Raw genomic sequence first — 26,971 nt, 5'->3', positions numbered from 1 at the left:
GATAATATCGAATTATGGAAACTCTCGATCCCGACCTGCTCAAAACCTTCCTGGCCTTCGTCGATGGTGGCTCCCTGGCCAGGGCGGCGTCCGCTGTTGGCCGCTCCCCATCCGCCGTCACGGCGCAGATGCAGCGGCTGGAGGAGGTCGTCGGCGAGCCGCTGCTTGCACCCCAGGGACGTGGGCGCGGGCTGACGCCTGCCGGCGAGGACCTTGTCGGCCATGCCAGGCGCATCCTTGCCGTCCACACCGAGGCCTGGCTGGCGCTGAAAGGCGCGCGCGTCGGCGGTCGCATCGCCATCGGAACCACGCAGGACTTTGCCGATCATGGCCTGCCGGAGCTGTTGCGCGCCTTCGCCGCCAGCCATCCGCGCGTCAGGATCGAGCTGCGCGTCGGCCGCTCCCTGGAGCTCGGGTCCGCGCTGCAGGCGGGCCAGCTCGATCTCGCGATCACCATGCGCCATGCGCGATCCCCGGATGAAGCGTTCCTGATCAGCGAGCCGATGCTGTGGCTCTGCTCGGACAAAGGGCTGGCGACGCGGCAAGAGGTGGTGCCGCTGGCGCTGCTCGATCCCTATTGCGGCTTCAGGGAGGCTGCTCTCAATGCACTCGACGCCGCCGGCTGCCGCTACCGCATCGCTGCCGGCAGCTCCAGCCTTGCCGGCCTGCGCAGCGCGGTCAATGCCGGCATCGCGCTGACGCCGCGCACCCGGCGTCTTGCCCATTCCGGTATCGTGGAAGCGTCCCCTGATCTCGACCTGCCACCGCTGCCAATGGCCGGCTTCGCCATCCGGCTCGGCCGCGAGGCGGCTCGTCCGGCGCGGGATCTCGCGGAGCTTCTGGGCAACGGCCTGGCGCTGCCGCCCTGAACGGCAAGGACGCCCAAAGAAAAAGCCGACCTTTTTGCGGGTCGGCTTCTAGTCGGACGGGTCGAGGGGTTTGGGGGGACTTGGGGGGTGACCCGTCGACCTAACAATGCCTGAGTCGGGTGATGGTTCCGTGACCGCGAAAAAAATTTACGAACGCGTCGATTTGGCTCTCGACCAGTCGCGTGCGGCGTGCGCGAAAACCGCGCAAAGCACGATCGCGCCGCCGACGATGCTGGCCAGCGGTGGGAATTCGCCGAGGAACAGCAAGGCGAACAGGATGGCGAACGGCACTTCGGCCGAGCCGAGCAGGCCGGATTCGGCGGCGGGGATAAGCCGCGAACCTTCGGTCCACAGGATCGAGGCCAGCGCGAAGGAGCAGCCGAAGGTGGCAAGCAGCACCATATCGCGGGTCGAAACGGCAACCGGGTCGGTGACGAACCAGCCGAGGACGAAGAGCAGGAAGGCCGACACCGCGCCGGCCCAGACGACGGGCGAGTCGCGAAAGGCGCGCACCATGATCATGTAGAGCGCGCTGCCGGTGGTCATCAAAAGCGCCAGCCCGTCGCCGAACAGGTGGCCGCTGCCAAAGCCGCCGCCCACCATGACGGCGACGCCGCATAGCGACACGGCCGCCGCCAGCATCGTCTGCAGCCGGAATTTTTCCCGCACCAGCAGCAAGGCAAGCAGTGCGGCTATGAAGGGTGAGGTGGCGTAGATCACCGCGACATTGGCGACATAGGTGTATTTGAACGCCGCGATGAAGGCGATGCTGGCGGCAGCCCCCTCGACCGCAAGCAGCCAGCCGCGCCAGCCGAGCCTGAGGCTCTCGCGCCCGCCCGAGCGGCGGCGGCGCCACAGCACGTAAAGAGCAATCAGGATCGAGCCGAAGAAGCCGCGCCAGCAGGTGATGGTCAGCGGATCGGCATGGATCGACTTGGTCAGCACGCCGGTGAGCGCGAAGGCGACGGCCGAGGCCGAGACTAGCACCACGCCCAGCATGCGCTCGGCTGTGGCGTCGGCGGTGCCCTTGGCAAGCTTTTCAGGCATGTCGACCGTATCCGTCATGGTACCAGACTATGCCGCTCCTGCTGACAGCCTTCTGTCATGAGTCCTCGACCCGTTTGCGGAAATGCTCGTTGCCGACGATCAGCAGGCCGGCGCCGATGATCAAAGCCGCGCCCGTGAAAACTTCGGTTCTCGGCACGTCGCCCCAGATGGCGAAGCCCAGCGCAAACGCCCACACCAGCGACGTGTATTCGAATGGCGCCACGATCGACACCGGCGCCCGTTTCATGCCCTCGAACAGCATGTATTGCGCGACGCCGCCGAGCGCGCCAACGCTCATGAGAAGCATGAGTTGCGGCGCGTCGGGCATGCGCCACCAGATCAGCGCCGGCACTGCCGAAAAAAGCAGGAAGTAGAAATTGTTGAGCACCAGCTGGATCGTCGTGCGCTCCTGCATCGCGGTCTTGCGCAAGAGCACCACGGCGATGCCCCACAAAAGCGCTGCCGCCAGCACAAGCAGCACCGGCACGGAGAAGCCGAGACGCGCCGGGTCGCAGGCGATGAAGACGCCAACGAATCCGACGAACACCGCCGCCCAGCGCAAGAGCGGCACGGTCTCGCCCAGCATCACCACTGAAAGCACGGTGACGATGATCGGCGCGGCGTAGTAGATGGTGGTGAGCTCGGCGAGCTGCAGCGAGCGTGCCGCGTTGTAGTAGCAGAGCCAGGCCGCGAGCGTGAACGCGCTGCGCACCAGCATCGGCCGCACGATGGGCGAGTTTGCGGTGTCGGCGAACAGCGTCCGTCCGCCGATCGCGCCGCAGGCGGCAAGGACGGTGACCGAGCGGAAGAACATGATCTGCCACACCGTCATGCCGGCCACCAACAGCTTGATCGAGGCGTCCTGCGCCGAAAACAGGAAATAGGCGGCCGCGGTGAACAGGATGCCGGCCAGCACCCTTTCGCGGCTTTCGAGGACGACGACATCGGCCATGCGGTATCGATTTGCCAGCGTGGAGGCGGCTCCGCCCCATCGGATCCACTTCTGCCAGCTATACGGGCGAAAGCTTCTACGGCGCTGTTCCAGCGCGGCGCTTGCGTTGGGGCAGAGCCCTCGTGGCCGATCGAGAAGCGCTTACTGCGTCGCCTGGTAGAGCTCGGAGGCTGCCTCGTTCAGCGCGCGCCTTCCGTCGGGCCTGAGGTACATCATGTGGCCGCCCTCCACGACATCGAGCCGGATCGGTTTGGCGTCGGCGAGTGAGGGAAGCTGGTTCACCAGATAGCGCGAAGCGAGATAGGGCGTCACCAGGTCGGTATAGCCGTTGATTATGACGACGCCGAGCGAGGGGTTGAGCGAACGCGCCCGCTGCAGGTCGTTCATCGCCCCGGCATAGCCTTGCCCCGAGGTGCCGTACTCCCATTTGCGACTGATCTCGCCGCTGAGCAGCCGGTAGCTGACATCCGTGCGATAATTCAGTTCGTTACGGGCGTAAGCGACAAAGGCCGAGGTCAGCACCGGCACACTGCGGTCAAGCACCGGATCCGGGCCTTCTATGCGGGCGCTGCCCGGCGAGATATCGGCGGTGCTGATCGTGGCATCGTAAGGGCTGAGCACCTTGCCCTTGGCGCGCTGGAACTCGCGGGTGAACAGGCCGGTAGGGACACGGGCGAAATTGCGCTCGACGAGATCGAGCGGCAGGCCGGTGATTTCCGCCACGCGCCCGCTGGCGAGCTTGCCGCCTTGCTCCAGCCCGCTGGCGAGAGCCGTCAGATAGTCGCCAAGCGCATAGCGTTCGACCTCGGCCAGCCTGTCGCGCAGCGCCTCGCCGCTGACGCCGTCGGCGCGAAGCCGCACCGCCGCCAGCGAAGGCAGTTCGAGCGCCCAGTGCAATTGATCGAATTGGTCCGGCCGCACCAGCATGAACTCCAGCGCCGGCGAGATCAGCACGATGCCGGAGGGGCTCAAGCCGACATCCTCCTGCAGCGTCCTGGCGAGCAGCGCGGCGCGAAAGCCGCCATAGCTTTCGCCGGCGAGGAAGAGCGGTGAAGCGGTGCGGCCGTTCTGCGCCAGATAGAGCCGTATGAAAGCGCCGACCGAGCTGGCGTCCTGGTCGACGCCCCAGAACCCTTTGGTGTCCTGGCCCGGCGCTTCGCGGCTGTAGCCGGTGCCGACCGGATCGACGAAGACGAGATCGGTCATGTCGAGCCAACTGTCCGGATTGTCGATGAGCCTTTGTGGCGGCGGCAGGAATTGGCCGTCGGCAGCGGTCGCAACGATGCGCGGGCCAATCGCGCCGAGATGCAGGTAGGCGGAGGCCGCGCCCGGCCCGCCGTTGAAGACGAAGGTGATCGGCCGCTCTTTGGCCGGGGCAGGCGACTGCTGCGTGTAGGCGACGTAGAAGATCTCGGCCGTGACCTCGCCCTTGCCGGAAAGCAGCGACAGCGTGCCGGCCTTGGCCTGGTAGTCGAGCTTGCGCCCGCCAAGGGTGATCGAATGCTCGGTGACCTGCGGCGGCGGCAAAAGCGACAACACGCCGCCGGCCGGCGCCGGCCGTTCAGGTGTTTCGGCGCCGACTGGCTGCGCAAAGGCTGTGAGCGCCAGGAGGATGAAGGGCAGGAGCTTCAACTTGGACCGCATGCGACCTCCGCGGGAACGACCCCCGCAAAGGTATGGCCGGGGCGGCCGAAGTCAAAGGGGATAGGCTTGGCGCTGCGTTGGAACTTCGATCTCTCCCGTCGCGGGGGAGATTGGCAGCTTCACCCCCCAAACGCTCGCTCCAGCGCCGCGACATCGATCTTCACCATGCCCAGCATCGCCTCGGTGGCGCGTTTGGCGCGTTCGCGGTCGGGATGTGCGGCCATGTCGCCGAGGATTTTTGGCACGATCTGCCAGGACAGGCCCCAGCGGTCCTTCAGCCAGCCGCATTGCTCGGGCTTGCCGCCATTGCCGAGAAAGGCGTTCCAGATGCGGTCGATCTCGGCCTGGTTATCGAGCTCGACGAGGATCGAGAAGGAATGGTTGAACGGATCGAGCGGACCGGCTTCGAGCGCGACGAAATTCTGGTCGTCGAGCACGAATTCGATGATCTTGACGCTGCCGGCGGGGCCGCTCGGATTGTCCGCCGGCACATCGGTCGTGCGGCCGATCGCTGAATTGGGAATGGTGGCGATATAGAATTCCACCGCTTGCCGCGCGTCCTTTTCGAACCACAGATGCGAGGTCACCTTGGCCATGCTGGATCTCCTTCCTGTCTGGCAACGGCCCAAGGCCGATCGAGTTTCGCTCGACCCGACAGGGTATCTCGCTTTCGAGTTTGGAAATCGGCGACGGTGTCGTCCGATGCCCGGCGGGGCAGAGGCGCGCTGTCCCGCCAGCATCTCCGTGCTGTCAAGGCACCGAAAACTGCGGAAGGGATGCAAATGGACGCCAACGCATCTGCAGGCACCGCTGAAGGAGGCTCGACCAGGTCAAGGCGCTGATCACACTCGGGGCCAGAGGCAGGCTCGACGGTCAGTTGATCGCCTGCAAGGTGGAGGCGCTTGCGGTGGCGGAACTCCATTCGGCGACAGGAGCCGGCGCGCCACGCGCGACGACCCCTTCCGGCCGCTTCCCGGCCACTTCCTCCTCACAAGGGCTCACAAGGGGGAGATCAGCTGGCGCTACTGTGCCGATGGCACTTCCGCATCCCCTTCGTCGGTGAAAGGCGAGGCGCTCGGCACGCACTGCACGGCCCAACCCTGCGGCGTCGGTTGCTTCTGATATTCGGCAATCGCGTTGGTGCACTGTTCGCGGGTGTCGAAGGTGCTGGGCAGCACCGCCATGCCGCCCTGCGGGCCGGCGATCACAAGATACCAGACCAACGCTACGCTGGGGGTGGCAGCCATGGGAATTCCTCTTTGCTGGATGTCGGAGTCGGGTCGATGCTAGCAACTCCCAGCAAATGGCGAAAGCAGGGCGGCGGCATACGCTCCCCCGCCCTGGTCACAGACCCGTGAACGACCGCTGGCCGGACGCTTATTCGACAGCGAAGCAGTAGAACAGGCCGTCGCCGCCCGTGCCTCTCAGCGCCTCCTGGCTGCAGCCGCCGCGCGAAGCATGTGAGGAATTCCACGACTTCGCCGCGGCCGATTCGTCGAGGCCGACTCGGTCGTGATGGCCCGTCATGGCTGCCCCTTCCGCGCCGCTCATCGTCCAGTCGCCGCAGGTCTGGTCGGCGATCTTGGTGCCATCGGGCTTGGAGCCGGTCAGCACGTCGTGGCGGTTGGGCTTGTCGCCGCGGCCGTTGACGACTTCGCCCTTCTCGGTAAGCGCCGTCTGCTTGCTGATGGCGTTGGCGTCGCTGTGCAGCGAGGCGACGTCGTCGGCGATCTTCTCGCCCTTGGCATTGAACCAGGGACCCTTGCCGATGCGGTCGCGCGCATCCTCGGCGCTGGAGGAGAGATAGGCGTGCCAGGTCTTGCCGGTGACGCCGGCCGCTTCTGCCAGCGAGGCGCAATGCGCGTCCGCACCCTTGAGGCCGCCGAGATCGGCGCCCTTGCCGGAGCCGACGCTGGTGACGAAGAAGCTCATCTTGGCGTCTTGCGACAGGGCCGCGCCTGCCGTGGCGGCGAGTGCGGCGGTAATGGCGGTGGCGGCAACGAGAAGAAGTCTGCGCATGTCGGTCCTCCGGTTTCGAATGTTCTACATTCGAAGAACGTAGCGGGAGGCCTGTTTCATCCGCCTTGAGGCAGGTTTATTCCGGTTGCCGATAGGCGACGAAACGGTTGTGCCTGGCCTGGAAGATCAGCCCGGTTTCCTTCAAGTCCGGGCTTGCCAGCGGCACGATGCGTTTGGCGATCTCGGACGGATGCGGCAGCGTCTCGGGATCCTCGCCCGGCATGGCCTGAGCGCGCATTGCGGTGCGGGTGGCGCCCGGATCGGCGGCGTTGACCCGAAGCGGCAGGCTCTCGGTCTCATGCGCCCAGGAGCGCATCATCGTCTCCACCGCGGCCTTGGAAGCCGCGTAGGGCGCCCAGAAGGCGCGCGCCGAGTGCGCCGCGTTGGAGGACATGATGATCGCGCGTCCGGCGTCGGAGAGCCGAAGCAACGGATCGACCGAACGGATCAGGCGCCAGGTCGCGGTGACGTTGACGGTCATTACCTTATCGAAGGTTTTTGCTTCGACATGGCCGATCGGCGAGATCACCCCGAGTATACCGGCATTGGCGACCAGGATGTCGAGCTTTCCCCAGCGCTCGTGGATCGCGCCGCCCAGCCGGTCGATGCCCGCCATGTCGGCGAGGTCGAGCGGCACCAGCGTGGCCTGTCCGCGGCCGTCGGCCTTGATCGCATCGTCAAGCTCTTCCAGCCCGCCGACGGTGCGGGCGACCGCGACGACATGCGCGCCGGCGGCAGCCAGTTCCCTGGCGATGAAGTAACCGATGCCGCGCGAGGCGCCTGTGACGACCGCGACGCGGCCGGAAAGGTCGAGGGTCATGTGAAGGATTCCGTGGGGTGGACCGGCTTACGACCCGCCGATCGCCAGCAGCGACAGCGTGCGCACGTTGTCGTGGCCTTCGAAGTCGAGCAGGCGGGTAGGGTACTGGCCAGTGAAGCAGGCGTCGCAGAATTGCGGCTGGTCGTTGTCGCGGCGCGCCTCGCCGACGGCGCGGTAGAGCCCGTCGATCGACAAAAACCCGAGCGAATCGACGCGGATGAACTCGGCCATCTCCTCGACCGACATGCGCGATGCCAGAAGCTTCGATTTCTCCGGCGTGTCGACGCCGTAGAAGCACGATGCGCTGGTCGGCGGCGATGCGATGCGCATATGCACTTCCTTCGCGCCGGCGTCACGCACCATCTGCACGATCTTTTGGCTGGTGGTGCCGCGCACGATGGAATCGTCGACCAGCACCACGCGCTTGCCCTCGATCATGCGGCGGTTGGCGTTGTGCTTGAGCTTCACGCCCATGTGGCGGATGGAATCGCCCGGCTGGATGAAGGTGCGGCCGACATAGTGGTTGCGGATGATGCCAAGCTCGAAGGGAATGCCCGCGGCCTGGCTGAAGCCGATCGCGGCCGGCGTACCGGAATCCGGCACCGGCACGACGATGTCGGCCTCGACCGGGTTTTCCTGCGCAAGCTCGGCGCCGATGCGCTTGCGGACCTCATAGACGTTGCGGCCCTCGACCGAGGAATCCGGCCGCGCGAAATAGACATATTCGAAGATGCAGAAGCGAGTCTTCTGCGGCTCGAATGGGAACAGGCTCTCGATGCCCTTGGAGGTGATGACCACCATCTCGCCCGGCTTGATGTCGCGCACGAAACGAGCGCCGATGATGTCGAGGGCGCAGGTTTCCGAAGCGAGTATCCAGGCGCCGTCGAGGTCGCCGAGCACCAGCGGACGGATGCCGAGCGGATCGCGGCAGCCGATCATCTTCTTGGCCGTCATCGCGACCAGCGAGAAGGCGCCCTCGACCTGACGAACGGCGTCGATGAAACGCGAGTTCAAATCGCGCTCCTTGCTGGTGGCGACCAGATGCAGCAGCGTCTCGGTGTCGGAGGTGGAGGAGAAGATCGAGCCCTGTTTCTGCAATGCGCGCTGGACGGTGAGCGCATTGGTGAGGTTGCCGTTATGGGCGACGGCAAGGCCGCCTTCGGCCAACTCGGCGAAGAAGGGCTGGATGTTGCGCAGGCCCGCGCCGCCGGTGGTGGCGTAGCGGGTGTGGCCGATGGCGCGGTTGCCCTGCAGGCGATCGATGACGTTCTGTTTGGTGAAGGTGTCGCCGATCAGCCCGACATGACGCTCGACATGGAACTGGGTGCCGTCATAGGAAACGATGCCGGCGGCTTCCTGACCGCGATGCTGGAGCGCGTGAAGCCCGAGTGTGACGATGGCTGCCGCGTCCTGCCGGCCGAAAATGCCGAACACGCCGCATTCGTCATGGAAATGGTCATCGGCCTCGGCGGAAAGGACTTTGCCTGCGTCTGCCGTTGAGTCTGCCATCTGGGGCTCAAGCTCCGCTAAAACCGCCATATAAGGCGATCGCTCATCGAACGCAACGCATGCGATGCCGCATCCATAACATGCCCCAGGCCAGTGCCGGAACTGGCCTGGTTTCAGTTTGCCGGCGCCTCAGTTTGCCGGCGCCGGGGTGGCGGGAGCCGGGGCGGGGGCTGGAGCCGGCTCATTGTCGGCCGGCGCTGCGCCTTCGCTGTCGTCGGGCGCCGTCGCGCTGTCGTCGCCGGTCGCCGGCGGTTCGGCCGCGGGCTGGTCGGTGGTCGCCGGCGCGCCGGCCTGGGGCGTGCCCTTACGCGTGTATTTGTTGACCAGCTCTTCCGTGTTCTCGGGCAGCACGCTTTCGAGCTTGGCGCCGATCGTCTCGAGCAGCGGCCGCGACTTGGCGTTGGCAACCCAGGCGGGCGCCTTGGCGCCGGCCAGCCAGTTGAAGAACAATAGCGCCACCGCGACGACGAGGATGCCGCGCGCCGCGCCGTAGAGGAAACCGAGCGTGCGATCGAGCGCGCCGATGCGCGAATCGATAATCCAGTCGGCGATCTTCATGGTGATCACCGAGACGACGATCAGCGCGATGACAAAGACGATGCCGGCCGCCGCGGCCATGGCGATCTTGTCGTTGTCGACATAGGGCTGAACGTAGGGCAGGACCGGCTTGTAGAAGAAGAAGGCCGCCGCCGCCGCCGCTGCCCACGACACCACCGACAATACTTCGCGGGAAAAGCCGCGCACCATGGCAAGCATCGCTGAGACCAGGGTGAAGCCGACGAGAATTCCGTCAAGCAGCGTAATCGGCATGTCTTTCGCCCCACATCATGAGCTGCATCACTCCCCCTCGTCGGCGCGACTGCGCCGTGAGCCGGCTATGCGCGCCACCAGGTCGGCAAGCTCGGTGGGTTGGAAAGCGCCGGCCGCGATTCCCCCGGCCCCATTACCGCCAACGACTTCCTCGCTGCCGAGCGGCAGCACCGCGCTTCCGAAACCCAGCTTTTCGGCCTCTTTAAGGCGCTGCTGCGCATGCGCAACCGGCCTTACCGCGCCCGAAAGGCTGATTTCGCCGAAATAGACGCAATCGGCGGGAAGGGCAAGACCGGTGAGCGACGAAACCAATGCTGCGGCGACCGCGAGATCGGCCGCCGGTTCCGAGATGCGGTAGCCGCCGGCGACATTGAGATAGACGTCGTGCTGGCCGAAACGGACACCGCAATGCGCTTCCAGCACCGCCAGCACCATGGAGAGCCGCGCGCCGTCCCAGCCGACGACGGCGCGGCGCGGCGTGCCGAGCGAAGAGGGCGCCACCAGCGCCTGGATCTCGACCAGCACCGGCCTTGTGCCTTCCATGCCGGCGAAGACGGCGGCGCCGGGCGATTTCGCATGCCGCTCGCCAAGGAACAGCTCGGACGGATTGGCGACCTCGCGCAGGCCCTTGTCCGACATCTCGAAGACGCCGATCTCGTCGGTCGGCCCAAAGCGGTTCTTCACCGTGCGCAGGATGCGGAAGTGGTGGTTGCCTTCGCCCTCGAAATAGAGCACGCCGTCGACCATGTGCTCGACGACGCGAGGGCCGGCGATCTGGCCTTCCTTGGTGACATGGCCGACGAGCACGATCGCGGCGCCGGTGGATTTCGCATAGCGGATCATCGCCTGGGCGGCCGCGCGCACCTGGGTGACCGTGCCGGGCGCCGAATCGGCAAGATCGGTCCACAGCGTCTGGATGGAATCGAGGATCACCAGATCCGGCCGCTTGCCGTCGGCGATTGTCGCGAGGATGTCCTCGACATTGGTCTCGGCGGCGAGTTCGACCGGCGTCGAGGCGACACCGAGGCGCTGAGCACGCAGCCTGATCTGCGCGACCGCTTCCTCACCTGAAACATAGACGATGCGGTGGCCTTTTGAGGCCAAAGCGGCTGCGGCCTGCGTCAGCAGCGTCGACTTGCCGATGCCGGGATCGCCGCCGACCAGAAGGGCGGAGCCGCGCACGAAGCCGCCGCCGGTGGCGCGGTCGAGTTCGCCGATGCCGGAAACGATGCGCGGCGCGTCCTCGATGTCGCCGGAGAGGCTGGTGAGCACCACGGCGCGGCCCTTGCGCACATTGCGGGTGTTGGCCGGCCCCGAGCCGATGCCGCCCGCGGTGCCTTCCTCGACCAGCGTGTTCCACTCGCCGCAGGCGTCGCATTTACCGGCCCAGCGCTGATGCACCGAGCCGCAATTCTGACAGATGAACTGAACGCGCGATTTGGCCATTAGCGTTGGGCCGATCGCAAATTTTCGAAGGCCGGCGTTCCCGCCCACCCCCCTCTGGCCTGCCGGCCCTCTCCCCCGCAAGGGGGGAGATCAGCAGCTTGGCCGCCGGCGCTCTTCTTGCAACGGCGGTGATTGGCGAAGGTCGTGGCAACAGCCAATCTCTCCCCTTGCGGGGGAGATGTCCGGCAGGACAGAGGGGGGTGTGACGGAGCGCTGACGTGGGCCAAAAACTACTCAAACCTCTCCGGCAAATGATGCTCCTCGGCCAGGTCCGAGAACCGCGTGAATTCGCCATGGAAGGCGAGGCTGACGGTGCCGGTCGGTCCGTGACGCTGCTTGGCCACGATGCACTCGGCCTTGCCGCGCGCCTCGTTCATCTCGTTTTCCCACTTGATGTATTCGTCGGTGCCGAGCTTCGGCTCGCGGTTCTTGAGGTAGTATTCCTCGCGGTAGACGAACAGCACCACGTCGGCGTCCTGCTCGATCGAACCGGATTCACGCAGGTCCGAGAGCTGCGGGCGCTTGTCGTCGCGGCTTTCGACCTGACGCGACAGCTGCGACAGCGCGATGATCGGCACGCCGAGCTCCTTGGCTAGAGCCTTCAGGCCCGTGGTGATTTCGGTGATTTCCTGCACGCGGTTCTGCGAGGCGCGCGCGCTCGAGCCCTGCATCAGCTGGATATAGTCGATGACGATGAGGTCGAGGCCGCGCTGGCGTTTCAGCCGCCGCGCCCGCGCGGAGAGCTGCGCGATCGAGATGCCGCCGGTCTGGTCGATGAACAGCGGGATCTTCTGCATCGTCTGCGAGCAGGCGACCAGCTTCTCGAAATCCATCTCGGAGATCTCGCCGCGGCGGATCTTCGATGACGAGATTTCGGTCTGCTCGGAGATGATGCGGGTGGCGAGCTGTTCCGACGACATTTCGAGCGAGAAGAAGCCGACCACGCCGCCATTGGCCGCCTTGAAGGTGCCGTCGGCCTGCTGCGCCGGTTGATAGGCCTCGGCGATATTGAAGGCGATGTTGGTGGCCAGAGAGGTCTTGCCCATGCCGGGGCGCCCGGCAAGCACGATCAAGTCGGAAGGCTGCAGGCCGCCCATGCGGCGGTCGAGGTCGCGCAGCCCCGTGGCGATGCCTGACAGATGGCCGTCGCGCATATAGGCGGCGTTGGCCATGTCGACGGCGGTTTTGACCGCGTCGTTGAAGCTCTCGAAGCCGCCGTCGTAGCGGCCGGTCTCCGCGAGCTCGAACAGGCGCCGCTCGGCGTCCTCGATCTGCTCCGACGGCGACATGTCGACCGGCGCGTCATAGGCGATGTTGACCATGTCTTCGCCGACGGTGATCAGCGCCCGGCGGGTGGCGAGGTCGTAGATGGCGCGTCCGTAATCGGCGGCGTTGACGACGGTGACCGCCTCGACGGCGAGCCGCACGACATACTGCGCCACGGTCATGTCGCCGACCTTCTCTTCCGCCGGCAGGAAGGTCTTCAGCGTGATCGGCGTTGCGATCTTGCCCATGCGGATGAGCTCGGCCGCGACCTCGAAGATCTTGCGGTGCAGCGGCTCATAGAAATGCGCGGCCTTGAGGAAATCCGAGACGCGGTAGAAGGCGTCGTTGTTGACCAGAATTGCGCCAAGCAGCGCCTGCTCGGCCTCGATGTTGTTCGGTGCCTCGCGGTAGAGCGGTTGCTCCGCCACGCCGAGCTTGCGCGCTGCTTCAGCCATGATGTCCCCGATTTCGATCCCGCTTCCTCGATATCAGAACTGGAAAAATCGGTGCTGACTTATCTGCAACAGTGAGGTTCCAACCGGCTTCGATGCTCGCGATTCACAACCGAAATTTTTCCGTGGAAAGAATCGTCATTGACTCGAATCGAAGTGCGCAACCCTAGCGGGCCTCGAACGAGAACAAAACAGGAAAATGCGATGCCGGCTATGTCAGTCGTGGCAAGCTTGTCTGCGCCGTGTCGCCTCGCCCCTGAATCACAAGCGGCTCAGCCAAGCGTGTCGCCCCAGTCCGCCCGCCTCGCCGCCTTGAAGACATCGCCGTCGCGCTTGCTGGAGAGGCGCTCGCCGGCATGGCCGTTGGGCTGGCAGAGCTTGAGCACGACTTTGCCCGAACCGCCCTTTGGCGGCGCGATCACCCGTGACGCGCGCGCCGGCGCCGGCAGACGTGAGGCGGCGAGGTAGATGAACTTCTCGTCCTCCCACGGCACGTCGGCGTCCTTGGCGAGCCGATGCAGCCGCGAACGCGCGACGCGGCGCGAGAAATGGCACCAGTCTGGCGGAGCGAGCGGGCAGGGCGCCTCGTGCGGGCAGGGCGCCGAGACATGCGCGCCAGCTTCGATGAGCTGCCGGCGCGCGGCAAGGATACGCTGCCAGCCGGCCGGCGTGCCGGGCTCGACGATCAGCAGCGTGTCGGCCGTCAATCGCCAGAGCCGGTCGACGAGTTTTGGCAGCGAGGCCGGCGCGATCTCGTCGAGCACATAGGCGACGCTGATCAAGTCCGCCGGGTCGAAACCGTCGAGATCGATGGTGGCGTCGCCGGCTACCCAGCTCGCGCGGGCAGCGATCGCGCCGGCGGCCAGCGACTGGCCGACCTTGCGCACCGCCGCGCTTGCCTCGACCAGAACCGCCCGTTCGAGCTCCGGCCAGGTATCGGCCGTGGCCCAAAGCATGGTGCCAGGACCGGCGCCGATATCGAGCAGGCTTTTCGGCTGGAAATCCGGACGGGCGTCCGCCAGCGCGTCCAGGCAAGCGCGAACGGCGGCATAGGTGGCGGGCAGCCTGGTCGCCAGGTAAGCCTTCACCGCCATGTCTTCGCCCATATGCAGGCGGCCGTCACGCAACTCAGCGCGATAGCGTTCCGAAAGCGTTCTCGCGGCCTGTTTCAGCGCCGGCAGCGGTACTTTTTCGAGCAGGCTGTCGACGCCTTGCCGGAGCGCGGTGGGCAGTTCCAATTCAGGCTCCTCTTGGCGCGAGCAGGATCACCGAGGCGCCGACGATCGAGAGCGCGGCGCCGGCGAGGTCGAAACGGTCGGGGCGCACGCCTTCGGCTAGCCAAAGCCAGCCGAGCGAAGCGCCAATGTAGATGCCGCCATAGGCGGCGTAAGCGCGACCGGCGGCGCTCGTGTCGACCAGCGCCAAAAGGAAGCCGAACAATGCCAGCGACGCCAGACCTGGCACCAGCCAGAGCGGCGACTTCCCCAGCCGCCACCAGGCCCAGAAGCAAAAGCAGCCGGCGATCTCGGCAAGTGCCGCCGCGATGTAGATTAGGTAGTTCATGAAAAAGGCCTCGCGAACGAGACCTTTTTCGTGGCGTCAGGCCGCAATGGCAAGCGGCAATCGCCGCCGTTCTATTCCACCTTCTTGCGGCGGGTCGGCTTGACGGCGGGCGTCGCCGGCTCCTGATGGCCGAGGTCGCGCAATTCCAGCGCCTTCTCGCATTTGGCCATATAGTCGCGCGTCATCGGCAGCGTGTCGTTCTTCTTGGCGATCTGGAACTGGAAGATCACCAGGTCCTGCCAGCGGAAGGCGGCTTCCGAGGCCGCGAGGTAGAACTCCCACATGCGGCAGAAGCGCTCGTCATAGATAGCCTTCGCCTTGTCGCGGTTGGCGGCAAAGCGCTGGCCCCAATGCTTCAGCGTGTCGGCGTAGTGAAGCCTGAGAATCTCGATGTCCGTGACGATAAGGCCTGATTTCTCAATCGCGGGCAGCACTTCCGACATCGACGGGACGTAGCCGCCTGGGAAGATGTATTTGCGGATGAAGGCGCTGGTCGCCCACGGCACGCCGGACCGGCCGATGGTGTGGAGCAGCATCACGCCGTCGGGCTTGAGCAGCGTCGCCGCCTTGTCGAAGAAAGTCCGGTAGTGGTTGACGCCGACATGCTCGAACATGCCGACCGAGACGATGCGGTCGAAGCGTTCGTTGAGCGCGCGATAATCCTTGAGGTCGAAATGCGCGCGGTCCTGCAGGCCCAGTGCATGTGCGCGGTCGGTGGAGACGCTCTGCTGCTCGGTGGATAGCGTCACGCCCTGCACGTCGACGTCGAAGGCCTTGGCGAGATAAAGCCCGAGGCCGCCCCAGCCGGAGCCGATATCGAGCACCGTCTGGCCGGCTTTGAGTCTCAGCTTGGCGGCGATGTGGCGCTTCTTGGCGACCTGCGCTTCGTCCAGCGTCATGTCGGGCTGTTCGAAATAGGCGCAGGAATACTGCATGTCCTCGTCGAGGAAGAGCTTGTAGAGTTCGCCGGAGAGGTCGTAGTGGCGCTGCACGTTGCGGCGAGATCTCGACGCCGTGTTGATCTGCTGCAGGCGGCGGAAGGCATGGCGCAGACCTTCGATGGCCTTCGACCAGGTCACGTCGATGCCGCCGCTGCCCATGTTCTGGAAAGCGATCCGCATCACCCCGAGGACGCCGCCCTCGGGGATGTCCAGTTCGCCATCCATATAGGCTTCGGGCACGGCCAGCATCGGATCGAAGGTGATCGCGCGCTCGGCATGCATGGTCTTGATGTGGATGTGTACCGGTTCGCCGCTGCCGTCGCCGAACTTATGCGTCGTGCCTTTCGGCCCGGTCACTTTGAGGTCGCCGGTCCGCACCAGCCGTTCGAGAACGTGTTTCAACAGGATGTTCATGACCAAATGTCCCCTCAGACGGACCATCCGGCAGTCGGACCGAATGCCAAATCGAAAGTGCCACAGCGCATCGCCCGCGTCCAATCGACGCGCCACGCCGTAATCTGCAACAAGATATAGGGATCAGAAAAGTTCCTATTGGCACAAAAAAGCCCGGGTCGAAGACCCGGGCGTTGGTCCAGCCGGCGCTGGACGCAGGAGGAGCCGGAGCGCGGCTCCTGCCTTGTCGATCAGGCGTTGTCCTCGCCGCCTTCGAATTCGGCGTTCGGATCGAAGAAGTTTTCCGGCCGGGCGTTGTCGTTGATGTCTTCGCCATAGATGGCTTCGGCCGTCGTCAGCGTCTCGCCCTTGGCCTGGCGCTCCGCCTCATCGGCCGAGCGGGCGACGTTGAGCGTCACCGTGACCTCGACTTCAGGATGCAGCGCGATCGCCACGTTGGAGAGGCCGATGGTCTTGATCGGCTGGTTGAGCTCGATCTGGTTGCGGCTGACGGAGAAGCCCTCGGCGGTCAGCAGTTCGGCGATGTCGCGGGTCGACACCGAGCCGTAGAGCTGGCCGGTCTCGCCTGCCGAGCGCACGACGATGAAGCTCTTGCCGTCGAGCTTCTCGGCGATCTGCGCAGCCTCCGACTTGCGCTCGAGGTTGCGGGCTTCGAGCTGGGCGCGCTGGCCCTCGAACTTCTTCTTGTTGGCTTCGTTGGCGCGCAGCGCCTTGCCCTGCGGCAGCAGGAAGTTGCGGGCGAACCCATCCTTGACCTTGACGGTTTCGCCCATCTGGCCGAGGCGGGAAATGCGCTCGAGGAGAATGACTTCCATGGTTTCGTTCCTTTGGTTGGCGCCATCGCGGATGACGGCGGATTCTTTGGGAACAGGTCAGGAAGCAAATGGCGTCTTCGCCGGTGTCGCTGTCCTGCCTGTTTTGCCAGTTAGAGGTTTATGGCCTCAACTCGGGATTTGAGCCTGCCCGTTGCGGCGCCCGTCGCCGTGGGCTGAAGCGGGCGGCAAGCCGCCCGCATCAATAGCTTAGCGAACCACGTAGGGCAGCAGGCCGAGGAAGCGGGCGCGCTTGATCGCCTTGGCGAGCTCGCGCTGCTTCTTCTGGCTGACGGCGGTGATGCGCGACGGCACGATCTTGCCGCGCTCGGAAATGTAGCGCTGCAGCAGACGCACGTCCTTGTAGTCGATCTTCGGAGCGTTGGCGCCGGAGAACGGGCAGGTCTTGCGGCGGCGATGGAACGGACGCCGGGTCGGGATCTGGTTGATGTCGACCATTATTCTGCACCCCCTTCAACGTTTTCGCGCGGGCGGCGCGGACCACGGTCGCCGCCATCACGGTCGCCGAACGAGCGCGGGCCACGGTCGCGGTCGCCGAACGAACGCGGGCCACGGTCGCCACGGTCGCGGTCGCCGAAGCCGCCGCGCTCGGAGCGCTCTTCGCGCTTCTGCATCATCGCCGAGGGGCCTTCCTCGTGCGCCTCGACCTTGATGGTGAGGAAGCGCAGCACGTCTTCCGACAGGCCCATCTGGCGCTCCATTTCGTTGAGCGCGGCCGGCGGGCAGTTGATGTCCATCAGCGTGTAGTAAGCCTTCCGGTTCTTCTTGACCCGGTAGGTGAGGGACTTCAGTCCCCAGTTCTCGATCCGGCCGACCGATCCGCCATTGGCGGCGATGACGCCCTTGTACTGTTCGACAAGCGCATCAACCTGCTGCTGCGACAGGTCCTGCCGGGCAAGAAACACATGTTCGTAAAGAGCCATTATGTTTTTCTGCCTTTCTTCGTTTCTCTCACCGGCCCTCGCGGCTAAGCCTCTGCAACTTGTCTGACCCGTTCGCGAAGGAGCGGGGAAGAAAGGAGCATCACGAGACGGTCGAGAGCGGAGACACGGGAGGCCCAAAGCGCTTCTGGCTTCATGACGTGGCCCTCTAAGGCCACGGCCCTCCGTTCAGCCCCCAGCAAGGACCGGCAGATTGCCGGCGTCTATACATCAATTCGTGAGGAAGGCAAGGGCGGGAGAGAGGGTCGGCGGCTCCGCAGTGTCGCAGGACTGGCGGCGCTTGTGGGAATTGGCTGACCCGCCGGCCGCAGGTCAGCCATTTCGTCGGAAGGCGATCCACTCAGCTCATATGCGCGACGAGCGGGACTACCGTCTCGGGGAAGAAGTCGGGCGCGACCCGGCGCTTGCCGAACATCATATCGTACTGGATCAGCCGGAAATCGTTGATCTTCGGATCGATCTTTTTCTGCCGCGCCCAGTCGGGCGTCGCCTCGCCGGAGGGCGACAGCAAAAGGTTGCGGTCAACCACCCGGTAGTGCTCGCGCAGCGCGCCGAGGAAGCCGGTGTAATAGGGGTGGGTGATCCCGGCCGTGGTAAGGATATGATAGGGCAGGAAGGCGGGGCTCACCGAGCCCAGATTCTCGACCGGACCGGAGCGGTTCGACCAGATGATCAGCGGCGTGTCGTGATGCTCGAGCGCCGCCTCGGGCGTCGGCTCCTTGCGCGGCGCGACATTGTCCTTGAGGAAGCCGGTCTCGACATAGACGGGGCCGAGCGGCGGCAAGTGGTCGCCGAAGAAGGCGATGATGGTCGGCCGCTCGCGCTTCTTCGCCCAGTCGATCAGGCGCTGCAGGCCGCGATCGGCGTCGGCCGACCCTTCGGCGTAGGAGAGCAGCGATTCCCGCGCCCAGGTGCTGATCGGCGCGTCGACGCTATGTGTCGGATTGTAATAGCGGTAGGGCTCGTAGGGCCCGTGGTTCTGCAGGCTGACCGCGAACAGGAATACCGGCCCGTCGCTGGCATCGGCCTCGCGCATGATCTCGTCGGTCATGGCCGCGTCGGAGGCCAGCGGCCCGCGCTTCTCCATCGGCGGCAGCGTCTCTTCCGAGCGGAAGTCGCTGAAGCCGAAATCGGCGTAGACGGCGCCCCGGTTCCAGAACCAGTTGGTGCCCGGGTGGATGGCGCGCGCCCTATAGCCTTCGCTCTTCAGGAAAGTCGCCAGCGACGGCGTCGGCGTGCGCACATATTGCTGATAGGGAATCGAGCCCGCCGGCAGGAAGGCGTTGGAGAAGCCGGTCAGCGCCTCGAACTCGATATTGGCGGTCATGCCGCCGAATTCCGGCGAGAACATCGAGCCTGAGCGCAGCGCGCGCACCGTCGGGATCGGGTCGGGCTTGATGCTGACGCCGGGAAGCTCCGTCGGATCCCAGAAGGATTCGCTCATCACCACGATGATATCGGGCTTCTGGTCCGGCACCGAGGCGGCAACCCCGGGACGCGCGATCGCATCCATCGTCTTCTCGGAATAGCCGGGCGGGGCCGAGACATGCGCCATTGGCACGTTGAGCGCGAAGGCGAGCGCGAAGCCGTTGGAGGCATAGTTCTCCTTCTGGTCCCACATGATCGGGATGATCTGCAGCCTGTCGCGCGTCCACGAGAAGGTGGCGTAGTCCATGATCGAGACGAAGAAGGCGAGCAGCGGCACGGCAAGCGTCAAGCGCGCCAGCCGTCCCTTGCGGCTGAGGATCGGCACACGCCGGCGCCAGAGCCGCCAGCCATAGACGAGCAGCGCGAGGCTGGCGACGATCGCCGCCGCAAGCAGCACGGCCGTCCAGGGGCGCTCGCGCACCAGAAGCGGCATCAGCGCCATGATCTGGCGGGCATAGAGGAAATCGGTCGGGTAGAGCGGATCGCCCAGATAGTGCGATTTCTGGTGACCGACAAAGGCCAATGCCAATGTCACCGGCGCGACGATCATCAGGCTTTGATGGCTGCGGCCGAGAATGGCGTCGAGCCCGATCAGCACCAGCGAAAAGACGATGATGGTGGTCCAGCCGGGCTTGAAGGGCTGCAGGAAGAAGTCGACGGTGCCGAAGAAGTCGCCGCGCACGATCCATTCGATGGCGAACACCAGAAGGGCGGAGGCAAGCAGCGTCGCCAGGCCGTAGCGGACAATCGGCCATCTGCGCCCCGGCAGATAGCCGGTGGACGGATCGTCTTCCAAAAATTGCGGCGCGGGTTTGGCCGCGCCTTTCCTGATCCTAGCCACTTTGCTTCCCCGGCCCATGTCACGCGTCTTCCACTAGCGTCACGCCACTGTCATCGAAATGTCACACAAAGCTAGCGCCTGTGGCGGAAATAAGAAGAGCCAGCAAACGATTCGTGAGCGGTTTTCATCAGGTGTGATCGCCAAAAAGCCTTTCAGAACAGGGAACTCGGCCGTTCTCCCGGCTGGAACAGCCGCTGAACTGGTGCTGCGGGCTTGACTTGGCCGTCCGCCTTGCGCCAGAGGCAGGGAAAAACCAGCCGCTGGAGACGCTAACATGGCCGTCGCATTCACCTTTCCGGGACAGGGCAGCCAGGCCGTCGGCATGGGCAAGGACCTCGCCGATGCCTTTCCCGAGGCGCGCCGCGTCTTCGAGGAAGTCGATGAGGCGCTCGGCGAGAAACTGTCGAAGCTGATCTGGGAAGGGCCGGAAGAAACGCTGACGCTGACGGCCAATGCCCAGCCGGCGCTGATGGCGGTGTCGCTGGCGGCCGTAAGGGCGCTGGAATCGCGCGGTTTTTCGCTGAAGGACAAGGTGGCTTATGTCGCAGGCCATTCCCTCGGCGAATATTCGGCGCTTGCCGCAGCCGGCTTCGTTTCGGTGGCCGATGCCGCGCGACTGCTGCGCACCCGCGGTAACGCCATGCAGGCGGCGGTGCCGGCGGGCGAGGGCGCCATGGCTGCCATCATCGGGCTGGAGCAGGCTGATGTCGAAGCCGCCTGCGCCGAAGCGGCACAAGGCTCTGTCTGTCAGATCGCCAACGACAATGGCGGTGGCCAACTGGTGATTTCCGGCGCCAAGGCGGCCGTCGAACTGGCGGCGAAGCTCTGCGCGGAAAAGGGTGCCAAGCGGGCGCTGATGCTGCAGGTCTCGGCACCTTTTCACTCGGCATTGATGACGCCAGCCGCCGATATCATGCGCGAGGCGCTGGGCGGGGTCGCGAAAAGCGCGCCGGTGGTTCCCATCGTCTCAAATGTTTCGGTCACGCCGACCAGCGACCCGGATGAGATTGCCCGCCGCTTGGTCGAGCAGGTCGTCGCCCGCGTGCGCTGGCGCGAGACGGTGGAATGGTTCGGCGCCAAAGGTGTCGCGACGCTTTACGAGGTTGGCGCCGGCAAGGTGCTGTCAGGCTTGGCGCGACGCATCAACCGCGATATCGCGACCGGCGCCATCGGCGCGGCCGCGGAAGTCGAGGCGGCGCTGGCAACTTTAGGATAAACGGGAAACTCTTGCTGGCAGGTGCGGCATTCCTACTTCCATCCGTCTTTCTCCCGAAGTCGAGCATCGCCTCGACGATCTCGTGGCGATGACTGATCGAAGCAAAGCCGAATACCTGCGTGACTTCGTTGAACGTGGACTCGAAGATCTCGAGGACTATTACTGGGCTGCGGAAGTGCTGGAGCGGATCGAGGCTTGGTGAAGAATCGGTCGTGAGCGCCGAGAACTTCTGATATGGCCTGGACAACATGACAAAATGCGGAACGAGGGTCGCTCGCGGGGCGTCCGGAAGAATGAGGTTGAAGCAATGTTCGAACTGACCGGCCGTAAGGCGCTCGTCACCGGTGCATCGGGAGGCATCGGCGAGGCGATCGCCAGGGTGCTGCACAGCCAGGGCGCGATCGTCGGCCTGCACGGCACCCGCGTCGAGAAGCTGGAAACGCTGGCCGACGAGCTCGGCGACCGCGTAAAGCTCTTCCCGGCGGATCTGACCAACCGCGACGCGGTCAAGGCGCTCGGCCAGAAGGCGGAGGCCGATCTCGAAGGCGTCGACATCCTGGTCAACAATGCCGGCATCACCAAGGACGGCCTGTTCGTGCGCATGTCGGACGCCGACTGGGATTCCGTGCTCGAGGTGAACCTGACCGCCGTGTTCCGGCTCACTCGTGAACTCACCCATCCGATGATGCGCCGCCGCCATGGCCGCATCATCAACATCACCTCGGTGGTCGGCGTCACCGGCAATCCCGGCCAGACCAATTACTGCGCCTCCAAGGCCGGCATGATCGGCTTTTCCAAGTCGCTGGCGCAGGAGATCGCCACCCGCAACATCACCGTCAACTGCGTCGCCCCGGGCTTCATCGAGTCGGCCATGACCGACAAGCTCAACGACAAGCAGAAAGAGACCATCATGGCGGCGATTCCGACGCGGCGGATGGGCACCAGCGCCGAAGTTGCCTCGGCCGTCGCCTATCTCGCTTCCAATGAGGCGGCTTATGTCACCGGCCAGACCATCCACGTGAATGGCGGCATGGCGATGATCTAGGGTATTTGAGATTCAGGTGATGCCGGCCTGCAAACGGCGGCTTCCTGCGCTTCCGCTCCGGCCCTCGAAAGCCGCCATTTTCGGCTCGGCTTGAGCTGAATCTCACACACCTGGGCGACCGAGCCCCGGGCGCCTGTGAAAACAGCCATTTCGGCTTGGACGCCCGCTGTTTTTCGTGTAATGCGGCCGGCAACCCGGCGGTTCGGGCAAAAACCGGTCCTGTGGCGTTGCGTTTCCCACAAGACCATCTTTCAGCTTGATTAGCGGCATTCCGCCCGCTAACGAAGACAACACAACGTAAGACGAGGCCCCAAATGAGTGACACCGCAGAGCGCGTCAAGAAGATCGTCATCGAGCATCTCGGCGTCGATGCCGACAAAGTGACGGAGCAGGCGAGCTTCATCGACGATCTGGGCGCGGACAGCCTCGATACGGTCGAACTCGTGATGGCGTTCGAAGAAGAGTTCGGCGTCGAGATTCCAGACGACGCCGCCGAGACCATCCTGACTGTCGGCGATGCCGTGAAGTATATCGACAAGGCCTCGGCCTGAGGCGTTCCGCGGGTATCGCCGGGGAGGACCTGCGATGAGGCGAGTCGTCGTCACGGGCCTTGGCCTGCTTTCGCCGTTCGGCATGGGTGTCGAGCACAGCTGGAAGGAACTGCTTTCCGGCCGCAGCGCCGCCTGCCGCATCACCGAATTCGAGGTGGACGACCTTGCCTGCAAGATCGCCCACGTCATTCCACGCGGCGACGGCTCGAACGGCACCTTCAATCCCGAGGCCGTGCTCGAGCCGAAGGAACTGCGCAAGATCGGCGACTTCATCCTCTACGGCATCGCGGCCGCCGACGAGGCGCTGGCCGATTCCGGCTGGAAGCCCGAGACGCATGAGGACCAGTGCGCCACCGGCGTGCTGATCGGTTCGGGCATCGGCGGCATCGACGGCATCGCCGAGAACGCGATGATCCTGAAGGAGCGCGGCCCGCGCCGCATCAGCCCGTTCTTCATCCCCGGACAGATCATTAACCTGGTCTCCGGCCAGGTTTCCATCCGGCACGGGCTGAAAGGCCCGAACCATGCTGTCGTCACCGCCTGCTCGACGGGCGCGCACGCCATCGGCGATGCCGCGCGGCTGATCATCTGGGGCGATGCCGACGTCATGGTGGCCGGCGGCGCCGAAGCGCCGATCACCCGGCTTTCGATGGCAGGTTTCGCCGCGTGCCGCGCGCTCTCCACCGAGCGCAACGATGCGCCCGAGATCGCTTCGCGCCCCTATGACCGCGACCGCGACGGCTTCGTCATGGGCGAGGGCGCCGGCGTCGTCGTCCTCGAGGAGCTCGAACACGCCAAGGCGCGCGGCGCCAAGATCTATGCCGAGGTCACCGGCTACGGCCTGACCGGCGATGCCTATCACATCACCGCCCCGGCCGAGGACGGCGACGGCGCCTTCCGCTGCATGACGGCGGCGCTGAATCGGGCGAAGCTCTCGCCCGCCGACATCGACTACATCAATGCGCACGGCACCTCGACCATGGCCGACACGATCGAGCTCGGCGCCGTGGAGCGGCTGGTCGGCAATGCCGCTTCCAAGATCTCGATGTCGTCCACCAAGTCGTCGATCGGTCATCTGCTGGGCGCTGCGGGCGCCGCGGAAGCGATCTTCTCGATCCTCGCAATCCGCGACAACATTGCCCCCGCCACCATCAACCTCGACAATCCGGAACGCGAGACGGCGATCGATCTCGTGCCGAACAAGCCGCGCCAGCGCCAGATCGATGTGGCGCTGTCGAACTCCTTCGGCTTCGGCGGCACCAACGCCTCGCTCGTCTTCCAACGTTACGATGGCTGAACATTCAGCCTACCGGCAGGTCCGCCGCCTGCCGTCATTTTTGCCAAATTTGCCCCTACACTTCGGCTAGGGGATTCGTTGCAAGATCAGACGGTAGGGCGCCATGAATACAAATCCGGGCGGCGGTGGAGAATTCGGACAGCGTCAGGCGCAAGGACCGATCGTGCCCAAGACAGCCGCCGAGGCGCTGCGCCCCGAGGCTGGCACGCCGCCGCCGTCGAAACGCTCGCGCGCGTCGCGCAGCCAGGTCGTCGTATTTCTGAATTTCTTCCTTTCGTTGGTCATCCTGGTCGTGCTTGCCTCGGGTGCCGCACTCTATTTCGGCATGCAGGCCTTCATTGAGCCGGGTCCGTCGGCCAATGGCGACACCTTCATGGTCAAGCCGAACACCGGCGTTCAGGAGATCGCCGACCAGCTGGAGCGGCGCGGCCTGGTCAGCGATGCGCGCATCTTCAGGCTGGGGGTGCGTGCCACAGGCAACGATTCCGCGCTGAAGGCCGGCGAATACGCCATCAAGCCGCGGGCCTCGATGCGCGACATCATGGAGCTGTTCAAGAGCGGCAAGTCGGTGATGTATTCGCTGACCATCCCCGAGGGGCTGACGGTTGAGCAGGCGCTGCAGCGCGTGGCCGAGCAGGAGGCGCTGACCGGCGACATGCCGGCGGCCATGCCGCCCGAGGGCAGCATCGCGACCGACACGCTGCGCTTCACGCGCGGCGCCACCCGACAGCAGATGGTCGAAAAGCTGGTCGCCGACCAAAAGAAGCTGGTCGAGGACGTCTGGGCGCATCGCGCGCCCGACCTGCCGATCGCCAATATGGAGGATTTCGTCATCCTGGCCTCGATCGTCGAGAAGGAGACGGGCAGGGGCGACGAGCGCTCGCGCGTGGCCGCGGTCTTCCTCAACCGGCTCGCCAAGGGCATGCGGCTGCAGTCGGATCCGACCATCATCTACGGCCTGTTCGGCGGCAAGGGCAAACCGGCCGACAGGCCGATCTATCAGTCCGACATCGAGAAGCAGACGCCGTATAACACCTATCTGATCAAAGGCCTGCCGCCGACGCCGATCGCCAATCCGGGCCGCGCCGCACTCGAGGCGGTGGCCAATCCTTCGAAGACCGATGACCTTTATTTCGTCGCCGACGGCAATGGCGGCCATGTCTTTGCCGCGACGCTGGAAGAGCACAATCAGAACGTCGCCCGCTATCGGGCGGTGCAGAAGAAGCAGGCCGATACGGCGGCCAAGGCCTCCGGCCAGACGACGGCGCCGGCCACTCCCGACGACGGTGCCAGTGCAGGCGCCAGCGGCGAAAATGGCGACGCGGCCCAGTAGGACGCGGTGATTGCCGGATCTGGCCCGCCTCCTTTGACGCCGGGCCGTATTCATGTTTTGAGGGGACATCCGACGCTGGCCAGAGGTCCGGCGTCTTGCTAGGGGCGCATGCTCGGGCAATCGCGCCGGGCCTGCGTCAAGGGGTGACACGCATCATGAACGTGCAGAGCATGACCGGTTTCGCGCGAGCCGTCGCTGAGCTCGACGGCACGTCGATCGCCTGGGAAGTCAAATCGGTCAACGGCAAGAGCGTCGAGGTCAGGCTGAGGCTGCCGCAGGGTTTCGACCGGCTGGAGCCCGCTGTAAGGCAGACCGTGCAGAAGCGCTTCGCGCGCGGCAATTTCCAGGCAACGCTGACTGTCGCGCGCGCCGCCGCCCAGCAGGCGCAGCCGGTGGTCAACGAGGCGTTCCTGAAGGACCTGGCGGGACTGGCCAAGCGCCTCCAGGAGCAGTTCGGCACCGCGCCGGCGACGGCTGACGGTCTGCTGGCGCTGCGCGGCGTGCTCGACATCCTGGAGACGGTCGAGACCGAGGAGGAGCGCGCCGCCCTCGACGCGACGATCCTGTCGGCGCTGGACATGGCGCTGGCCGGATTGCAGCAGGCAAGGCAGAGCGAAGGTGCCGCGCTGCGCAAGTTGTTGTCCGGCCATATCGACGCCATCGAGGCGCTGACGCTGAAGGCCGAGGCCGACCCGTCGCGCGAGCCGGCGGCGATCCGCGAGCGCATCACCGAACAGGTCCGCCTGCTGATGGATGCGTCGGCCAATCTCGACGCGGTCCGTCTGCATCAGGAAGCGGCCTTCCTCGCCACCAAGGCCGATATCCGCGAGGAGATCGACCGGCTGAAAACGCATGTCGCATCAGGCCGCACGCTGCTTTCCAGCGGCGGCGCCGTCGGCCGCAAGCTCGATTTTCTGGCGCAGGAATTCAATCGCGAATCGAATACCTTGTGTTCCAAGTCGAATGCCGCCGCGGTCACCGCGATCGGGCTGGAGCTCAAGGCGGTGGTCGATCAGTTTCGCGAGCAGGTTCAGAATCTGGAGTGACGGGGATGGTTGCCAAGGAGCCTACGGCCGCCAGGGATCTGGGGTCCCGCATCCGCCGCCGCGGGCTGATGCTGGTGCTGTCGTCGCCGTCGGGCGCCGGCAAGTCGACGATCGCGCGCAATCTTCTGGAAAGCGATTCGAGCCTGGAGCTGTCGGTCTCCGTCACCACCAGGCCGCGTCGCGGCTCGGAGATCGAGGGCGTCCATTATCTTTTCCGCACCATGCGCGAGTTCGAACGGCTGCGCGATTCCGACGCGCTGCTCGAATGGGCCGAGGTGCACGGCAATTTCTATGCGACGCCGCGCGAGCCGGCCGAGGCAGCACTTGCCGAAGGCCGCGACATGCTGTTCGACATCGACTGGCAGGGCGCCCAGCAGCTCAAGGAGAAGATGCGCGCCGACATTGTCTCGATCTTCATCCTGCCGCCTTCAATGAAGGAGTTGAAGGCGCGCCTGAAGCGCCGCGCCGAGGACCAGGAGCAGGTCATCGAGACCAGGCTGAAGAATGCCCGCGTCGAGATCGAGCACTGGAAGGAATATGACTTCGTCATCGTCAACGACGATCTCGACCGCGCCTTTGCCGAGGTGCGTGCAATCGTTACAGCCGAGCGCCTGCGCCGCGACCGTCGGCCGGGCCTGTTCGATTTCATCTCGGGCTTGCTGGACGAGAAGACGGAGTGAGAGGCAGT

The 26,971-nt window shown here is 65.2% G+C and carries 27 protein-coding genes and 1 pseudogene; 10 read left to right on the top strand and 18 right to left on the bottom strand.

Features of this window, described 5'->3' with window-relative positions:
• Window positions 1–14 precede the first annotated feature (14 nt).
• Window positions 15–869 carry a LysR substrate-binding domain-containing protein gene (locus tag EOD29_RS06555; RefSeq protein ID WP_127246220.1) on the top strand — a complete coding sequence of 285 codons (855 nt, stop codon included), beginning with the start codon at window positions 15–17 and terminating at the stop codon, window positions 867–869.
• 147 nt (window positions 870–1,016) lie between these two features.
• On the opposite strand, the gene EOD29_RS06550 is transcribed toward EOD29_RS06555, so the two are convergent.
• The 4 genes from EOD29_RS06550 to EOD29_RS06535 all read right to left on the bottom strand — a co-directional run bounded on the left by EOD29_RS06550 (window position 1,017) and on the right by EOD29_RS06535 (window position 5,108).
• A complete protein-coding gene (locus EOD29_RS06550) occupies window positions 1,017–1,916 on the bottom strand; it encodes a DMT family transporter (protein WP_082954141.1) in 900 nt (299 codons plus the stop codon).
• Between the two features lie 55 nt (window positions 1,917–1,971).
• The gene (locus EOD29_RS06545; RefSeq protein ID WP_127246219.1) at window positions 1,972–2,868 is read right to left on the bottom strand and encodes a DMT family transporter; all 897 of its coding nucleotides are present in this window, start codon (window positions 2,866–2,868) and stop codon (window positions 1,972–1,974) included.
• 141 nt (window positions 2,869–3,009) lie between these two features.
• Complete coding sequence (locus tag EOD29_RS06540; RefSeq protein ID WP_127246218.1) at window positions 3,010–4,512, bottom strand: peptidase S10; 1,503 nt, start codon at window positions 4,510–4,512, stop codon at window positions 3,010–3,012.
• Window positions 4,513–4,631: 119 nt separating this feature from the next.
• Window positions 4,632–5,108, bottom strand: a complete 477-nt coding sequence (locus EOD29_RS06535; RefSeq protein WP_127246217.1) for a VOC family protein — start codon at window positions 5,106–5,108, stop codon at window positions 4,632–4,634.
• 202 nt (window positions 5,109–5,310) lie between these two features.
• On the opposite strand from EOD29_RS06535, the pseudogene EOD29_RS37060 reads away from it, so the two are divergent.
• A pseudogene (locus EOD29_RS37060) lies at window positions 5,311–5,446 on the top strand (OsmC family peroxiredoxin); the annotation flags it as partial.
• Window positions 5,447–5,534: 88 nt separating this feature from the next.
• On the opposite strand, the gene EOD29_RS06525 reads toward EOD29_RS37060, so the two are convergent.
• The 14 genes from EOD29_RS06525 to EOD29_RS06455 all read right to left on the bottom strand — a co-directional run bounded on the left by EOD29_RS06525 (window position 5,535) and on the right by EOD29_RS06455 (window position 19,813).
• Window positions 5,535–5,759: a hypothetical protein gene (locus EOD29_RS06525; RefSeq protein ID WP_067001363.1), complete on the bottom strand. Its 225-nt coding sequence runs from the start codon at window positions 5,757–5,759 to the stop codon at window positions 5,535–5,537.
• 130 nt (window positions 5,760–5,889) lie between these two features.
• The gene (locus EOD29_RS06520; RefSeq protein WP_067330239.1) at window positions 5,890–6,531 is read right to left on the bottom strand and encodes a hypothetical protein; all 642 of its coding nucleotides are present in this window, start codon (window positions 6,529–6,531) and stop codon (window positions 5,890–5,892) included.
• Between the two features lie 76 nt (window positions 6,532–6,607).
• Entirely contained in the window at window positions 6,608–7,351 is a 744-nt protein-coding gene (locus tag EOD29_RS06515) for an SDR family NAD(P)-dependent oxidoreductase (RefSeq protein ID WP_067001369.1), read from the bottom strand.
• Window positions 7,352–7,378: 27 nt separating this feature from the next.
• Complete coding sequence (gene purF, locus EOD29_RS06510) at window positions 7,379–8,860, bottom strand: amidophosphoribosyltransferase (RefSeq protein ID WP_127246216.1); 1,482 nt, start codon at window positions 8,858–8,860, stop codon at window positions 7,379–7,381.
• Window positions 8,861–8,989: 129 nt separating this feature from the next.
• Window positions 8,990–9,670 carry a CvpA family protein gene (locus EOD29_RS06505; RefSeq protein WP_095800084.1) on the bottom strand — a complete coding sequence of 227 codons (681 nt, stop codon included), beginning with the start codon at window positions 9,668–9,670 and terminating at the stop codon, window positions 8,990–8,992.
• Between the two features lie 27 nt (window positions 9,671–9,697).
• Window positions 9,698–11,116 carry a DNA repair protein RadA gene (gene radA, locus EOD29_RS06500; RefSeq protein WP_095823654.1) on the bottom strand — a complete coding sequence of 473 codons (1,419 nt, stop codon included), beginning with the start codon at window positions 11,114–11,116 and terminating at the stop codon, window positions 9,698–9,700.
• 230 nt (window positions 11,117–11,346) lie between these two features.
• Complete coding sequence (locus EOD29_RS06490) at window positions 11,347–12,837, bottom strand: replicative DNA helicase (RefSeq protein WP_127246215.1); 1,491 nt, start codon at window positions 12,835–12,837, stop codon at window positions 11,347–11,349.
• 269 nt (window positions 12,838–13,106) lie between these two features.
• Window positions 13,107–14,072, bottom strand: coding sequence for a small ribosomal subunit Rsm22 family protein (locus tag EOD29_RS06485; protein ID WP_127246214.1), 966 nt, complete (start codon window positions 14,070–14,072; stop codon window positions 13,107–13,109).
• Between the two features lies 1 nt (window position 14,073).
• On the bottom strand, window positions 14,074–14,397 hold the full coding sequence (locus EOD29_RS06480; RefSeq protein WP_127246213.1) for a YnfA family protein: 324 nt from the start codon (window positions 14,395–14,397) through the stop codon (window positions 14,074–14,076).
• Window positions 14,398–14,468: 71 nt separating this feature from the next.
• Complete coding sequence (locus EOD29_RS06475) at window positions 14,469–15,752, bottom strand: cyclopropane-fatty-acyl-phospholipid synthase family protein (RefSeq protein WP_067330259.1); 1,284 nt, start codon at window positions 15,750–15,752, stop codon at window positions 14,469–14,471.
• Window positions 15,753–15,982: 230 nt separating this feature from the next.
• On the bottom strand, window positions 15,983–16,567 hold the full coding sequence (rplI, locus tag EOD29_RS06470; protein ID WP_095779181.1) for a 50S ribosomal protein L9: 585 nt from the start codon (window positions 16,565–16,567) through the stop codon (window positions 15,983–15,985).
• A 207-nt stretch (window positions 16,568–16,774) separates the two neighbouring features.
• Window positions 16,775–17,023 carry a 30S ribosomal protein S18 gene (rpsR, locus tag EOD29_RS06465; protein ID WP_006203718.1) on the bottom strand — a complete coding sequence of 83 codons (249 nt, stop codon included), beginning with the start codon at window positions 17,021–17,023 and terminating at the stop codon, window positions 16,775–16,777.
• Entirely contained in the window at window positions 17,023–17,508 is a 486-nt protein-coding gene (gene rpsF, locus EOD29_RS06460) for a 30S ribosomal protein S6 (RefSeq protein WP_067330265.1), read from the bottom strand. Before rpsF ends, rpsR begins: the two co-directional genes overlap by 1 nt.
• A 358-nt stretch (window positions 17,509–17,866) precedes the next feature.
• The gene (locus tag EOD29_RS06455; protein ID WP_082954121.1) at window positions 17,867–19,813 is read right to left on the bottom strand and encodes an LTA synthase family protein; all 1,947 of its coding nucleotides are present in this window, start codon (window positions 19,811–19,813) and stop codon (window positions 17,867–17,869) included.
• A 256-nt stretch (window positions 19,814–20,069) separates the two neighbouring features.
• On the opposite strand from EOD29_RS06455, the gene fabD reads away from it, so the two are divergent.
• From fabD to gmk, 8 genes are all read left to right on the top strand, one after another.
• Window positions 20,070–21,011: an ACP S-malonyltransferase gene (fabD, locus tag EOD29_RS06450; RefSeq protein WP_127246212.1), complete on the top strand. Its 942-nt coding sequence runs from the start codon at window positions 20,070–20,072 to the stop codon at window positions 21,009–21,011.
• 82 nt (window positions 21,012–21,093) lie between these two features.
• Window positions 21,094–21,213 carry a hypothetical protein gene (locus EOD29_RS38010; RefSeq protein WP_292083607.1) on the top strand — a complete coding sequence of 40 codons (120 nt, stop codon included), beginning with the start codon at window positions 21,094–21,096 and terminating at the stop codon, window positions 21,211–21,213.
• 105 nt (window positions 21,214–21,318) lie between these two features.
• The gene (gene fabG / locus EOD29_RS06440) at window positions 21,319–22,056 is read left to right on the top strand and encodes a 3-oxoacyl-[acyl-carrier-protein] reductase (RefSeq protein WP_127246211.1); all 738 of its coding nucleotides are present in this window, start codon (window positions 21,319–21,321) and stop codon (window positions 22,054–22,056) included.
• 314 nt (window positions 22,057–22,370) lie between these two features.
• Complete coding sequence (locus EOD29_RS06435) at window positions 22,371–22,607, top strand: acyl carrier protein (RefSeq protein ID WP_006203723.1); 237 nt, start codon at window positions 22,371–22,373, stop codon at window positions 22,605–22,607.
• Window positions 22,608–22,641: 34 nt separating this feature from the next.
• Entirely contained in the window at window positions 22,642–23,904 is a 1,263-nt protein-coding gene (gene fabF, locus EOD29_RS06430) for a beta-ketoacyl-ACP synthase II (RefSeq protein WP_095779177.1), read from the top strand.
• Window positions 23,905–24,007: 103 nt separating this feature from the next.
• A complete protein-coding gene (gene mltG, locus EOD29_RS06425) occupies window positions 24,008–25,237 on the top strand; it encodes an endolytic transglycosylase MltG (protein WP_095800079.1) in 1,230 nt (409 codons plus the stop codon).
• Window positions 25,238–25,392: 155 nt separating this feature from the next.
• Window positions 25,393–26,283, top strand: a complete 891-nt coding sequence (locus tag EOD29_RS06420) for a YicC/YloC family endoribonuclease (protein WP_095800078.1) — start codon at window positions 25,393–25,395, stop codon at window positions 26,281–26,283.
• A 5-nt stretch (window positions 26,284–26,288) separates the two neighbouring features.
• Window positions 26,289–26,963 carry a guanylate kinase gene (gene gmk / locus EOD29_RS06415; protein ID WP_066995702.1) on the top strand — a complete coding sequence of 225 codons (675 nt, stop codon included), beginning with the start codon at window positions 26,289–26,291 and terminating at the stop codon, window positions 26,961–26,963.
• Window positions 26,964–26,971: the final 8 nt, after the last annotated feature.

The organism is Mesorhizobium sp. M1A.T.Ca.IN.004.03.1.1 (assembly GCF_003997555.1).
Classification (GTDB): domain Bacteria; phylum Pseudomonadota; class Alphaproteobacteria; order Rhizobiales; family Rhizobiaceae; genus Mesorhizobium.
The sequence above is the reverse complement of the archived record's forward strand: the minus strand, read 5'-3'. Positions and strand labels throughout refer to the sequence as shown.